Origin of the sequence: Planotetraspora sp. A-T 1434 (assembly GCF_025420585.1) — a bacterium.
In the GTDB taxonomy this organism is placed as follows: domain Bacteria; phylum Actinomycetota; class Actinomycetes; order Streptosporangiales; family Streptosporangiaceae; genus JAOEGB01.
In genome coordinates this window covers 1-12,861 of the sequence record NZ_JAOEGB010000024.1, presented here as the reverse complement: position 1 = coordinate 12,861, position 12,861 = coordinate 1, and the positions used below count along the sequence as shown (strand labels likewise).

Below are 12,861 nucleotides of genomic sequence, written 5' to 3'. Positions count from 1 at the left end.
GAGCCATGGTCGGCACGCGAGTCGTACGGCACCGCCTGCCGTACGGACAGGTCACACGGCGGGTTAGACGGCGGGCAGCCGGGCCAGGGCCTCGTCGATCCGCTGCTGGGGGAGCGCGAAGTCGTCGAGCTGTCCCGACAGGTGCCGCTCGTAGGCCGGCAGGTCGAAGTGGCCGTGCCCGCAGACGGCGGTCAGGATGACCTTCTCCTCGCCCGTGTCCGCACACCGGAGCGCCTCGGCGATCGTCTCGGCCAGCGCGTGGGTGGGCTCGGGAGCCGGCAGGACACCCTCGGTCCTGGCGAAACGGAGCCCGGCCTCGAAGCACTCCGTCTGGTTCCTCGCCACCGCCTCGATCATGCCCAGCTCGTAGATGTGGGACAGCAGCGGCGACATGCCGTGGTAGCGGAGTCCGCCGGCGTGGATCGGGTCGGGCACGAACTCGTGTCCCAGGGTGTGCATCTTCAGCAGTGGCGTGAACCCCGCCGTGTCCCCGAAGTCGTACGCGTACGTGCCCCTGGTGAACGACGGGCAGGCGGTGGGCTCGACGGCACGCAGCACCGGCTCCATCCGCCCGGCCAGCTTCTCCCGGAGGAACGGGAAGACCAGCCCCGCGAAGTTGGAGCCGCCGCCGGTGCAGCCGATGATCAGGTCTGGGGTCTCGCCGAACGCGGCGAGCTGTTCCAGCGCCTCCTCCCCGATGACGGTCTGGTGCATCAGGACGTGGTTGAGCACCGAACCCAGGGCGTATCGCGTGTCGCCATGCTGGCCCGCGACCTCGACGGCCTCGCTGATCGCGATGCCGAGGGAGCCCGTGCAGGCCGGGTCGTCCGCCAGGATCCTGCTCCCCGACCGGGTGACCGCCGACGGGCTGGCGTGGACGGTGGCGCCGTAGACCTTCATCAGCGACCTGCGGTAGGGCTTCTGGTCATAGGACGCCCGGACCATCCAGACCTCGCAGGCCAGGCCGTACTGCGCGCACGCGAAGGCGAGCGCGGAGCCCCACTGCCCGGCGCCGGTCTCGGTCGTCAGCCTGCGGACGCCCTGGGCGGCGTTGTAGTACGCCTGGGGGACCGCGGTGTTCGGCTTGTGCGACCCGGACGGGCTGCCGCCCTCGTACTTGTAGTAGATCCTGGCGGGCGTGCCCAGGCTCTTCTCCAGGCGCCGGGCGCGGATGAGCGGCGTCGGCCGCCACAGACGGTACACGTCGAGGACGCTCTCCGGGATCGGCACGAAGCGCTCCTCGCTGACCTCCTGCCCGATCAGCTCCATGGGGAACAGCGGCGCCAGGTCGTCCGGCCCGACAGGCTGAAGCGTCGCCGGGTGCAGCGGCGGCGGGGGAGGCGACGGCAGGTCGGGGATGATGTTGTACCAGTTCCGGGGGATCCGGGACTCGTCGAGAAGGACCCTCGTCGGCTCGCTCACACGCCCTCCACTTCTGGCCTCGCCGCCTCCAGTCTCCGCGCTGACGCGCCGCCACGGAAGAGGCTGTCCCGGCGATCAGAGACCACGTGGGGCGCTGGACGTAGGCCGAATGCCCGATGTCCGAGAGCTCGTCTCATTTGTAGTGTCGGTAATGAAGGCCACTTCGAATCCGGCCACTGGGGAGGTCCCGTGCCCGCGAAACTCGACCACACGATCGTCCACAGCACCGACCGCTTCGCCTCGGCGCGGTTCCTGACCGATCTGCTCGGGGCGCCGGAGCCCAAGGCGTTCGGCCCGTTCGCCGCCGTCCCGCTCGCCAACGGCGTGACCGTCGACTACGCCGACTCCATCGTCGCCCGGAACCGGATCGTCATGCAGCACCTGGCGTTCCTGGTCGCCGAGGAGGAGTTCGACGAGATCTACGCCCGGATCACCGGGCGCGGCCTGCCTCACTGGGCCGACCCGGCCCATCGGCTGCCACAGCAGATCAACCGTCGCCACCACGGCCGCGGCGTCTACGTGGACGACCCCGACGGCCATGCCCTCGAGTTCCTCACGCACCCGTACGTCACAGAGGAATGACGGCCGGCACGCGCCAGGGCCAAGGCGGAGCGGTCCCGATGAGGTGTTCGGCAACCGCCCCCACGCGGCTGGTCGCGCACGACATGGAGAAGGCCACTCCCGTCCTTCGGAAGTGGCCTCTGACCTCGGGTGAAGCTGGTCGGGGCGACAGGATTTGAACCTGCGGCTTCTTGCTCCCAAAGCAAGCGCGCTACCAAGCTGCGCCACGCCCCGTCCCGTCCGGTACGCGAGCGCTCGGAGACTCCGGTACGCTTACGCCCTGACGACCGGATGAAGTCTAGACCAGATGGACACCGGCCGCGCGCGGACGTAGCTCAATGGTAGAGCCCCAGTCTTCCAAACTGGCTACGCGGGTTCGATTCCCGTCGTCCGCTCTCATGTCAAAAGGCCAGGTCATCCCATGCGGGGAGCCTGGCCTTCGTGATCTGGCCGTGGCATTGTGGATCTTCCGTGCCACACGGCGCCACATCAACTTTCATTGATCTCCGGTTCGATCGTTCGCGTAAAAGCCTGCCCGAGCGCTCTCGCGATCGCTTCGTCGGGATCTCGCGTCGCGTGCGGATGGATCAACGCCGCCCGAGCCGACGCGTGGCCCATCCGTGCCATCAGCTCTGGGAGGCTGGTGGTGCGCAATGGCTACGACGCCTCGGAAGGTCACCACCGCGGCGGGTGCGGTGCCGGTCAAGCGGTCCAGCTTCGTTTGATCGTCGCGAACCAGGCCGGTGCGCCGTCGTCGTGGTATCTCGTCTGAACCCGGTCCGGTTCGATGGCGGCGACATTCCATCCATTGCTGGCGTTGAACGCCGCTCTCAGCTCTTCCTGACTGACGGGATGCGGGCCAGTATCGGGACCGTCGTCACTGAAGCACAGCACATACAGGGTTCCATCGTGCTCGGTCGCCGACGCCAGACTCGCCACGTACCGTGGTCGCTCCTCGCCGTCGAGGGTGTGGAACAGTCCGCAGTCCAGCACCGTCTCGAACCTGCGCCCCAAACGCTCCAGCCGGAACGCGTCAGCCGCAGCGAACTCCACCTCGATCCCACGGATGTCGGCCTTCTCCCGGGCGATCGCCAGTGCCGTCTCAGCCACGTCAACGCCCAGAACCGGCAATCCGAGCGAGGCGACGTGAAGAGCGTTCTCGCCGGTCCCGCAGCCCGCATCGAGCACCGCTCCGGCGAATCCGCCTTCCAATGCCAAACGCACTATCGCTGGCTGCGGCCGGTCAATGTCCCAAGGCGCGGGACCGTCGTGGTACGACGCATCCCAGGGCAGTCCCGTCATCCGCTCGTGACTGGTTGGGTGCCGGCCACTGAACGGATCGTCAGCGAGCGTTCCTGATCGCTCCGACAACTTCGTCCCCTTCCTGCGACCACCTCGCCGTGGGCCTTCGCGACGTCGAGACACTGCCAGCCGAAGGCGTCCAGGTTCTCTCAGGCCCCGCTCAGGTCGGCACCTTCCCGTGGAAACTCACCCGAAATCCTTGGGCGAGCTCCATCCAGGGTGAGCCGCCAGGCGGCAGCGACCAGCCGGGGCCCAGTTGATGGGCTCAGTCGGTGGCGCGGAAGAGGGCCCAGACGGCCTTGCCGCCGCAGTCGAGGGGATCCCAGCCCCAGGCCTGGCTGTAGGTCTCCACGATGTAGAGACCGCGGCCGTTCTCAGAGATGAAATCCGGCTCCTTCGGAGAAGGAACCTCGTCGCTGGGATCGGATACTGCCAGGAGGACGTGGGGCACGACGCGGGCGAGCATCAGCGTGATCGGGTGATCGTCCGGCCTCCGCGTCGAATACAGCGAGTAACGGACGGCATTTGTCACGAGTTCAGAAACGACGAGCGCCGCGTCCTCAGTGAGGGCGGTCAGACCCCATCGCCGAAGGGTTGATCTTGTGATGTCCCGCGCCATCTTGACGGAGTCGGCCTGGGGACGAAGCGGGCATGTCGTGGTGTCGGACGCCCCGGCGGACCGGAGAAACCACCTGACTCGCACCTCACGGGTCAACTGGCCGGCGGATATGGGCTTCTCCGACATGCTGCCCGTACCTCCCGCTGGCCTGTCTAAAAGAATTGGTGCACCTTTGGCCCACTATGCACCAAGCCATCATGGATCACCCTTGACTGCGCTGCAAGACCCAAATGCACGTGCAGCTGACGCGTGCAGAAGCACGAGCCGATCGAGAACTGGACGATGAGATGGGGGAGGGACACGGAGATCAGACCTTGTCATCGTGGCCAGAAGTGGTGACACTGTGTGGGCTGGAGGTGTCGTGCGGGTCTCCGCTTGGCGGCACACAAGGGCCGAGCTGAGAGGGAGGCGCCGTGATGCAGATCCAGCCTGGATCGGGCCCGACGGCGCTCCGCATCCTTCTGGGCTCCCAGCTTCGCCGGCTCCGTGAGACCAAGGGCATCACTCGGGATCAGGCCGGAACCACGATCCGCGGCTCCGAATCCAAGATCAGCCGGATGGAGCTCGGCAGGGTCGGCTTCAAGGAACGCGACGTGGCCGACCTTCTCAGCCTCTACGGCGTGGAGGACGAGCGGACGCGGGCGGTCGTGATGGACCTCGTCGAGAAGGCCAACGAGCCCGGCTGGTGGCACCGCTTCAACGACCTGCTGCCGTCCTGGTTTCAGGCCTACGTCGGGCTGGAGGAGGCGGCCGAGCGAATACGCACCTACGAGGTGCAGTTCGTCCCCGGCCTGCTGCAGACCAAGGAGTACGCGCGGGCGGTCATCATGGCGGGCGCGGTGGGCGCGGCGCCGGAGGAGATCGCCAGACGGGTGGACCTGCGTCTGGAGCGTCAGCGCGTACTGGACGGCGACAGGAGCCCGCTGTTCTGGGCGGTGATCGACGAGGCGGCTCTGCGCCGTCCGATCGGCGGCGTCGAGGTCATGCGGGGCCAGCTCCAGCATCTGATCGACCTGATGAACCAGCCGAACATCACCATCCAGGTCATGCCGTTCGACTATGGAGGACACGCCGCAGAGGGCGGTGCCTTCAGCATCCTGCGGTTCAACGACGTGGAGCTTCCCGACATCGTCTACGTCGAGCAGCTCGCGAGCGCCCTCTACCTCGACAAACGCGAAGAGGTGGACCGATACAGCGAGGTCATGGAACGGCTCTGCGCGGTCAGCACGACCCCCGCGGAGACGGTCGACCTGCTGCGGCAGATCATGGCAGAGCTCTGATCAGTCGCTCCTAGGCGCCTGTCTGTTCTAGACTGCCCTTGGCGCTGGACACCCGCCACAGTGGAGCATGCCCAAGGGGTATGTGCGATGGCGGCGGAGAACCGTGTGCCGATCACGTGGGCGCGGCGCGCGTTAATGTGCCGCGGTTGCCGTGCACGACGCGCCCGCGATCACCAGATGCTTGATCAAGGAGACCACCCCGTGAAGACCGCTGTCGAGGAGCTCAGCCCTACTCGGGTCAAGCTCACCGTCGAGGTGCCGTTCAAAGAGCTCGAGCCGAGCCTGCAGGCCGCCTACAAGAAGGTCGCGCAGCAGGTGCGCGTGCCCGGCTTCCGTCCTGGCAAGGTGCCGGCCCGGATCATCGAGCAGCGCTTCGGCCGCGCGGTGGTTCTCGAGGAGACCCTGAACGACGCCCTGCCCAAGCTGTACGGCCAGGCCGTGGACGAGACCGACGTGTTTCCGGTGAGCCAGCCGGAGATCGAGGTCACGAAGATCGAGGACGGTGAGCAGGTCGAGTTCACCGCCGAGGTCGACGTGCGCCCCGCCTTCGACGTGCCGGACTACGAGGGCACCGAGATCGTCGTCGACGCCGCCGAGGTGACCGACGCGGACATCGACGCCCAGCTCGACGCCCTGCGCCAGCGGTTCGCCACGCTGACCGGCGTGGAGCGCCCGGCCCACAAGGGCGACTACGTCGTCATGGACCTGCGCGCCGAGATCGACGGGAACAACATCGACGAGCAGCAGGCCGCCGACGTTTCCTACGAGGTGGGCGCGGGCTCCGTCCTCCAGGGGCTCGACGACGCGCTCGACGGCATGGCCGCAGGCGACGAGAAGACCTTCCGGACCACCCTGGTCGGCGGCGAGAACGCCGGCGAGGAGGCCGACGTGATCATCACCGTCAAGTCGGTCAAGGAGAAGGTCCTGCCCGAGCTGGACGACGAGTTCGCCCAGCTGGCCAGCGAGTTCGACACGCTCGACGAGCTGAAGGACAGCATCCGCGAGCAGGCCCGCCGCAACAAGCTCATCGACCAGGTCATGCAGAGCCGCGAGAAGGCCCTTGAGGCGCTGCTGGACAGGATCGACATCCCGCTGCCCGAGAGCGCGCTCAAGGCCGAGATCGACGCCCGCAAGCACAACCTCGAGCACCAGATCGCCGAGAGCGGCCTGAGCCGTGAGGCGTACTTCCGCCTCTACCAGACGACCGAGGACGAGCGCTTCGCCGAGTTCGAGGCCAACTCCGCCAAGGCGCTGAAGACCGGTTTCGTCCTCGACAAGATCGTGAAGTCCGAGGAGATCGGCGTCAGCGAGCAGGAGCTCACCGACTTCGTGGTGCGCCGCGCCATGCAGCTCGGCGTCGCGCCGAACACGCTGGCCCAGCACCTGGCCGACAACGACCAGCTCACGCTGGCCATGATGGAGATCGTCCGCGAGAAGGCCAAGACCGTGGTCGGGGACGCCGCCAAGGTGACCGACGAGTCGGGCAACGATATCGACCTCAAGGCCATCTACGCCGAGCTCAACACCGAGCAGCAGCCGGAGGAGCAGGACGAGGACGCGCCGGCGGAGCCCGCGGAAAGCTGATTACCGGGTCTCGTCCCGAAATTTACGTGTAGAGAATCCCCGGTGCGCTTCGGCGTGCCGGGGATTTTCGTTTCATAGCGGGCAAATCTCCGCAAATTCCTCGTCGTACGGCTCCCGCCTGTGCCGGCCGTACGGCGGGGGCCTGGGCTTTCACCGCGCGGCGGGCGCGGGGATTCCGGGCCCGGGCCGGGGAACGAGCCGGTCGCGCGACGATCCGCCGTGGAACATGCGCCGTCAGCGAACAGCCGGTCGAGGAGGCATGACCTGTCTGTGCCGCGCGTTAAGGTCACAAGCAAAGCCAATCGATTACGACGCATCGGAAGGTGACGCTGTGACCAGCCCGCCGACCTTCTTCCCGCCCACCGGCTCCGGTTTCGAGGCACGTGGCCGTGAGGACGGCTCGTTCCGCCTCGAAGACCAGCTCTACCAGCGGCTGCTGCGCGAGCGCATCGTGGTGCTCGGCACCCAGGTCAACGACGAGGTGGCCAACCGGCTCTGCGCCGAGCTGCTCCTCCTCGCCGCGGACGACCCGGATCGCGACATCTGGCTCTACATCAACTCCCCGGGCGGCTCGGTGACGGCCGGCATGGCGATTTACGACATGATGGAGTATGTGCCGAACAACGTGTGCACGGTGGCGATGGGCCTGGCCGCCTCCATGGGCCAGTTCCTGCTCTGCGCCGGCGCCTCGGGCAAGCGCTACGCCCTGCCCAACGCGCGCATCATGATGCACCAGCCGTCCGGCGGCATCGGCGGAACCGCGGCCGACATCGCGATCCAGGCCGAGCAGATGCTTTACGTCAAGAAGACCCTCGCGGAGCGCATCGCGTTCCACACGGGCCAGCCGCTCGACCAGATCGAGCGCGACTCCGACCGCGACCGCTGGTTCACGGCCGAGGAGGCCAAGGACTACGGCTTCATCGACCACGTCGTGCGCAGCGCGCGGCAGGTGCCCTCCGAGGGCGCCGTCTCATGACTGGAGCTTTCGAAGTGAGTGAGCTGATCCGGCCGGGAGACATCAACGGCCGCTATGTCCTTCCTTCGTTCGTCGAACGCACGTCCTACGGCGTGAAGGAGATGAACCCGTACAACAAGCTGTTCGAGGACCGCATCATCTTCCTCGGCGTCCAGATCGACGACGCTTCGGCGAACGACGTGATGGCTCAGCTGCTGACGCTGGAGTCGCTCGACCCGGACCGCGACATCAGCATGTACATCAACTCGCCGGGCGGGTCGTTCACGGCCATGACGGCGATCTACGACACGATGCAGTTCGTCCGTCCCGAGATCCAGACGGTCTGTCTGGGCCAGGCGGCCTCGGCCGCGGCGGTCCTGCTGGCCGGAGGGACCCCGGGCAAGCGGTTCGCGCTGCCCAACGCTCGCGTCCTGATCCACCAGCCCTCCACCGAGGGCGGCGGCCAGGGAAGCGACATCGAGATCCAAGCTCGTGAGATCCTGCGAATGCGGTCCCTTCTCGAGGAGATCGTGGCGAAGCACTCGGGCAAGACGCCCGACGAGGTGCGCAGGGACATCGAGCGAGACAAGATCCTCAGCGCTGAGGAGGCGAAGGCGTACGGGCTGGTGGACGACATCATCCCGTCACGCAAGAAGCGCGCGGCCGCGATCGCCGCTTCCTGAGGGAGTTGCCGCACCGGAACGGTGCCCAATTGGGCACGTTCCGGTGCGACTCACCGCTAGGGGGCTCACTGAGGGCCCAGAAGACGGTAACGTCGAAACTTGAGCGGGATGACGGTTTCGCGCCGGAGCAAGATCGGGTCGCGGACGGAAGTGACCGCGGCGGCAGGGCGGTCCCACGCAAAGGAGTATCTGGGGTGGCACGCATCGGCGACGGGGGAGACCTGCTGAAGTGCTCGTTCTGTGGCAAGAGCCAGAAGCAGGTCAAGAAGCTCATCGCCGGACCAGGCGTCTACATCTGCGATGAGTGCATCGATCTCTGCAACGAGATCATCGAGGAGGAGCTGTCCGAATCCTCCGAGCTCAAATGGGACAACCTTCCCAAGCCGCGCGAGATCTACGAGTTCCTCGACGCCTACGTCATCGGTCAGGACAAGGCGAAGAAGGCGCTGTCGGTGGCGGTGTACAACCACTACAAGCGCGTGCAGTCCGGTGAGCGCGGCCGCGACGACGGCCTGGAGCTGGCGAAGTCCAACATCCTTCTGCTCGGCCCGACGGGCTCCGGCAAGACCCTCCTGGCGCAGACCCTCGCGAAGATGCTCAACGTGCCGTTCGCCATCGCCGACGCGACGGCGCTGACCGAGGCCGGATACGTCGGCGAGGACGTCGAGAACATCCTCCTCAAGCTGATTCAGGCCGCGGACTACGACGTCAAGAAGGCCGAGACCGGCATCATCTACATCGACGAGGTCGACAAGATCGCCCGAAAGAGCGAGAACCCGTCGATTACCCGCGACGTGTCGGGCGAGGGGGTCCAGCAGGCGCTCCTGAAGATCCTGGAAGGGACGACTGCGAGCGTGCCCCCGCAGGGCGGCCGCAAGCATCCTCACCAGGAGTTCATCCAGATCGACACCACGAACGTGCTGTTCATCTGCGGTGGGGCCTTCGCCGGGCTGGAGAAGATCATAGAGTCACGGGTCGGCAAGAAGGGGATCGGCTTCAACGCCATCATCCACTCCAAGGAGGAGGCCGACTCCTCGGACATCTTCTCCGACGTCATGCCGGAGGATCTGCTGAAGTTCGGCATGATCCCCGAGTTCGTCGGCCGGCTGCCAGTGATCACGTCGGTGCACAACCTCGACAGGGAAGCGCTGATCCAGATCCTGACCGAGCCGCGCAACGCGCTCGTGAAGCAGTACCGCCGCCTGTTCGAGCTGGACAACGTCGAGCTGGAGTTCTCCGACGACGCCCTGGAGGCGATCGCGGACCAGGCCATCCTCCGCGGCACCGGCGCCCGGGGTCTGCGGGCCATCCTGGAGGAGGTCCTCCTCTCGGTGATGTACGAGGTGCCCTCCCGGCAGGACGTGGCCCGTGTCGTGATCACCAGAGAGGCCGTGCTGGAGCACGTCAACCCGACGCTCGTGCCACGCGACCAGCTTCAGGCCAAGCAGCAGCGCACGCCGCGCGAGAAGTCCGCCTGAGCCGTCTCCCCCGTGTCGCAGGGCCCTGTGCGGCCATGAAGCGGCCCCGGGGGAGACGAAACACGATTTGACGACGGCACGGTCAGCACGCCGACGTCCCTAGAATTGGGCATCATGACAACGCCTGAGCTGCCTACCCAGTACGCGCCCGCAGATGTCGAGACCCGGAGCTACGAGCGCTGGGTATCGGAGGGCTACTTCACCGCGGACCCGGGCAGCGGGCGTGAGCCGTACAGCATCGTGCTCCCCCCGCCGAACGTGACGGGCTCTCTCCACGTCGGGCACGCGCTCGACCACTCCGTGCAGGACGCGCTGACCAGACGGGCCCGCATGCGGGGCTTCGAGACGCTGTGGCTGCCGGGCATGGACCACGCCGGCATCGCGACGCAGAACGTCGTCGAGCGTGAGATCGCCAAGGAGGGCCTGTCCCGCCACGACTTCGGGCGCGAGGCGTTCGTCGAGCGGGTCTGGCAGTGGAAGGAGGAGTCCGGCGGGCGGATCCTCGGCCAGATGAAGAAGCTCGGCGACGGCGTCGACTGGTCGCGCGAGCGCTTCACGATGGACCAGGGGCTCTCCCGGGCCGTCCAGACGATCTTCAAGCGGCTCTTCGACGACGGGCTCATCTACCGCGCGGAGCGGATCATCAACTGGTGTCCCCGCTGCCTCACCGCGCTGTCCGACATCGAGGTGGAGCACAGCGAGGACGACGGCGAGCTCGTCTCGATCCGGTACGGCTCGGGCGACGCGGAGATCGTGGTCGCCACGACCCGCGCGGAGACGATGCTCGGCGACACCGCTGTGGCGGTCCACCCCTCCGACGAGCGCTACGCGCACCTCGTCGGCAAGTTCGTGGAGGTGCCCCTCACCGGGCGGAAGATCCCGGTCGTCGCCGACGAGCACGTGGATCCCTCCTTCGGCACCGGCGCGGTCAAGGTGACCCCCGCCCACGACCCGAACGACTTTGAGATCGGGCGCCGTCACTCCCTGGAATCCCTCGTGATCATGGATGAGCGGGGCGTCATCACGGCCCACGGGCCCTTCCTGGGCCTCGACCGGTTCGAGGCGCGGCCCGCCGTGGTGGGCGCGCTGCGCCAGCAGGGCCGTATCGTCGCCGAGAAGCGGCCCTACGCCCACTCCGTGGGCCACTGCTCTCGGTGCAAGACCGTGGTCGAGCCGCGGCTGTCGCTGCAGTGGTTCGTCAACGTCTCGCCGCTCGCGAAGGCCGCGGGCGACGCCGTCCGCGACGGCCGGACCCGAATCCACCCGCCGGAGCTGGCCAAGCGCTACTTCGACTGGGTCGACGACATGCACGACTGGTGCATCTCCCGCCAGCTCTGGTGGGGTCACCGGATCCCCGTCTGGTACGGCCCGGGCGGCGAGGTCGTGTGCGTCGGACCGGACGAGGAGCCGCCGGCCGGCTACGAGCAGGACCCGGACGTGCTCGACACCTGGTTCTCCTCGGGCCTGTGGCCGTTCTCCACGCTGGGCTGGCCGGAGGCCACGCCCGACCTGGCGCGGTTCTATCCCACGACCGTGCTGGTCACGGGCTACGACATCCTGTTCTTCTGGGTCGCCCGGATGATGATGTTCGGCCTGTACGCCATGGACGGGGAGCCGCCCTTCCGCACGGTCGCGCTGCACGGCATGGTCCGCGACCAGTTCGGCAAGAAGATGTCCAAGTCGTTCGGCAACGTCGTGGACCCGCTCGACTGGATCGCGCGCTATGGAGCCGACGCCACGCGCTTCACGCTGCTCCGGGGGGCCAACCCCGGCTCGGACGTGGCCATCAGCGAGGACTGGGCGGCCGGCTCGCGCAACTTCTGCAACAAGATCTGGAACGCGACGCGGTTCGCGCTGATGAACGGCGCGGTCTCGGACGGCCTGCCGGCGGAGCTGACGCCCGCCGACCGGTGGATCCTGTCGCGGCTGCAGACGGTCGTGGGGTCGGTGGACGCGGCCTTCGAGGACTTCGAGTTCGCCAAGATCTCGGACGCGCTCTACCACTTCGCGTGGGACGAGGTCTGCGACTGGTACGTCGAGCTGGCCAAGGTCCAGATCGCCCAGGGCGGTGAGGTCGCCGAAAACACCAAGCGCGTCCTCGGCCACGTCTTCGACGCGCTGCTGCGGCTGCTCCACCCGCTGGTGCCGTTCGTGACCGAGGAGCTGTGGCGCGCCCTGACGGGTGGCGACTCTCTCGTGGTCGCGCCGTGGCCGGTCGTCTCGCTCGAGTTGGCCGACCCGGCGGCGGAACAGGAGATCGCCGACCTCCAGGAGCTGGTCACGGAGGTGCGCCGGTTCCGGTCAGACCAGGGGCTGAAGCCCGGCCAGCGGGTCGCCGCACGCCTGTCCCTGTCCGGTACGGCTCTCACGGCCCATGAGGGAGCGATCAGGTCGCTGCTCCGGCTCGACGGGCCGTCCGAGGCGTTCAACGCCACGGCGCGGCTTACTGTGGGCGCCGTCGGAGTCGAGATCGACACCGCGGGTGCGATCGACGTCGCGGCCGAGCGCAAGAGGCTGGAGAAGGACCTGGCCGCGGCCCGCAAGGAGCACGCTCAGGTCACCGGCAAGCTGGGCAACGAGCAGTTCATGGCCAAGGCGCCCGAGGATGTCGTCGCCAAGGTCCGTGGCCGTGCCGCGCAGGCGGAGGAGGACATCGCCCGCCTCGAAGCCCACCTGGCGGCGCTGCCGGCGTAGCAGCGCGTCCTGCTGTGACTCGTCCTTCCGCGACTCGTCCCGTGACTTGTCATTGAGGGACGAGGGAGGTTTGGGAGGCGTGCCGCGAGGGAAGGTTTGGGAAGTTGCCCAAGTTGTGCGCGGCACCCTCTGAGGGGTGCTAGTCTTCTTGCACGCGGGGAGCGCGGCGCGCCTCAACCCCTCTCAGGGAAATCGGCTGCTAGGCTTCTCGTCACTCCCTCTAATTCGACCCGATTTCGGGATGTCCCAGTGCGATTCGACGGGATATCAGATATCGGGTAAA

At 67.3% G+C, this 12,861-nt stretch carries 10 protein-coding genes and 2 tRNA genes; 8 read left to right on the top strand and 4 right to left on the bottom strand.

The genetic code is table 11. From position 1 onward, the window contains the following. Positions 1 to 63: 63 nt before the first annotated feature. Positions 64 to 1,422 (bottom strand): TrpB-like pyridoxal phosphate-dependent enzyme, encoded by a 1,359-nt coding sequence (locus N5079_RS26735; protein ID WP_261586878.1) that lies wholly within the window; start codon positions 1,420 to 1,422, stop codon positions 64 to 66. 189 nt (positions 1,423 to 1,611) lie between these two features. Between N5079_RS26735 and N5079_RS26730 the strand changes: the two genes are divergently transcribed. Further along, complete coding sequence (locus N5079_RS26730; RefSeq protein ID WP_261586877.1) at positions 1,612 to 2,004, top strand: VOC family protein; 393 nt, start codon at positions 1,612 to 1,614, stop codon at positions 2,002 to 2,004. Between the two features lie 136 nt (positions 2,005 to 2,140). Here the strand turns inward: N5079_RS26730 and N5079_RS26725 are convergent. After that, positions 2,141 to 2,217: transfer RNA gene (locus tag N5079_RS26725), tRNA-Pro, on the bottom strand. A gap of 90 nt (positions 2,218 to 2,307) precedes the next feature. On the opposite strand from N5079_RS26725, the gene N5079_RS26720 reads away from it, so the two are divergent. Next, positions 2,308 to 2,378, top strand: a tRNA-Gly gene (locus N5079_RS26720). A gap of 307 nt (positions 2,379 to 2,685) precedes the next feature. Here N5079_RS26720 and N5079_RS26715 read toward each other — a convergent pair. Together N5079_RS26715 and N5079_RS26710 are read right to left on the bottom strand one after the other, a co-directional pair. After that, complete coding sequence (locus N5079_RS26715) at positions 2,686 to 3,285, bottom strand: class I SAM-dependent methyltransferase (RefSeq protein WP_261586875.1); 600 nt, start codon at positions 3,283 to 3,285, stop codon at positions 2,686 to 2,688. A gap of 265 nt (positions 3,286 to 3,550) precedes the next feature. After that, a complete protein-coding gene (locus N5079_RS26710; RefSeq protein ID WP_261586873.1) occupies positions 3,551 to 4,030 on the bottom strand; it encodes an ATP-binding protein in 480 nt (159 codons plus the stop codon). A 287-nt stretch (positions 4,031 to 4,317) separates the two neighbouring features. On the opposite strand from N5079_RS26710, the gene N5079_RS26705 reads away from it, so the two are divergent. From N5079_RS26705 to N5079_RS26680, 6 genes are all read left to right on the top strand, one after another. After that, positions 4,318 to 5,184 (top strand): helix-turn-helix domain-containing protein, encoded by an 867-nt coding sequence (locus tag N5079_RS26705; RefSeq protein WP_261586871.1) that lies wholly within the window; start codon positions 4,318 to 4,320, stop codon positions 5,182 to 5,184. A 201-nt stretch (positions 5,185 to 5,385) separates the two neighbouring features. Further along, the gene (gene tig, locus N5079_RS26700; protein WP_261586870.1) at positions 5,386 to 6,768 is read left to right on the top strand and encodes a trigger factor; all 1,383 of its coding nucleotides are present in this window, start codon (positions 5,386 to 5,388) and stop codon (positions 6,766 to 6,768) included. A gap of 331 nt (positions 6,769 to 7,099) precedes the next feature. Next, positions 7,100 to 7,744, top strand: coding sequence for a ClpP family protease (locus N5079_RS26695; RefSeq protein WP_261586869.1), 645 nt, complete (start codon positions 7,100 to 7,102; stop codon positions 7,742 to 7,744). 14 nt (positions 7,745 to 7,758) lie between these two features. Beyond that, entirely contained in the window at positions 7,759 to 8,406 is a 648-nt protein-coding gene (locus N5079_RS26690) for an ATP-dependent Clp protease proteolytic subunit (RefSeq protein WP_261586867.1), read from the top strand. 194 nt (positions 8,407 to 8,600) lie between these two features. Next, positions 8,601 to 9,884, top strand: coding sequence for an ATP-dependent Clp protease ATP-binding subunit ClpX (gene clpX, locus N5079_RS26685; protein WP_261586866.1), 1,284 nt, complete (start codon positions 8,601 to 8,603; stop codon positions 9,882 to 9,884). 114 nt (positions 9,885 to 9,998) lie between these two features. Further along, a complete protein-coding gene (locus N5079_RS26680; protein ID WP_261586865.1) occupies positions 9,999 to 12,578 on the top strand; it encodes a valine--tRNA ligase in 2,580 nt (859 codons plus the stop codon). Positions 12,579 to 12,861: the final 283 nt, after the last annotated feature.

What these genes read in the sequence shown, in the direction of transcription:
- N5079_RS26680 (WP_261586865.1), top strand. Translation starts at nt 9,999, where the DNA reads ATGACAACGCCTGAGCTGCCTACCCAGTACGCGCCCGCAGATGTCGAG.
- N5079_RS26715 (WP_261586875.1), bottom strand. Translation starts at nt 3,285, where the DNA reads ATGACGGGACTGCCCTGGGATGCGTCGTACCACGACGGTCCCGCGCCT.
- N5079_RS26710 (WP_261586873.1), bottom strand. Translation starts at nt 4,030, where the DNA reads ATGTCGGAGAAGCCCATATCCGCCGGCCAGTTGACCCGTGAGGTGCGA.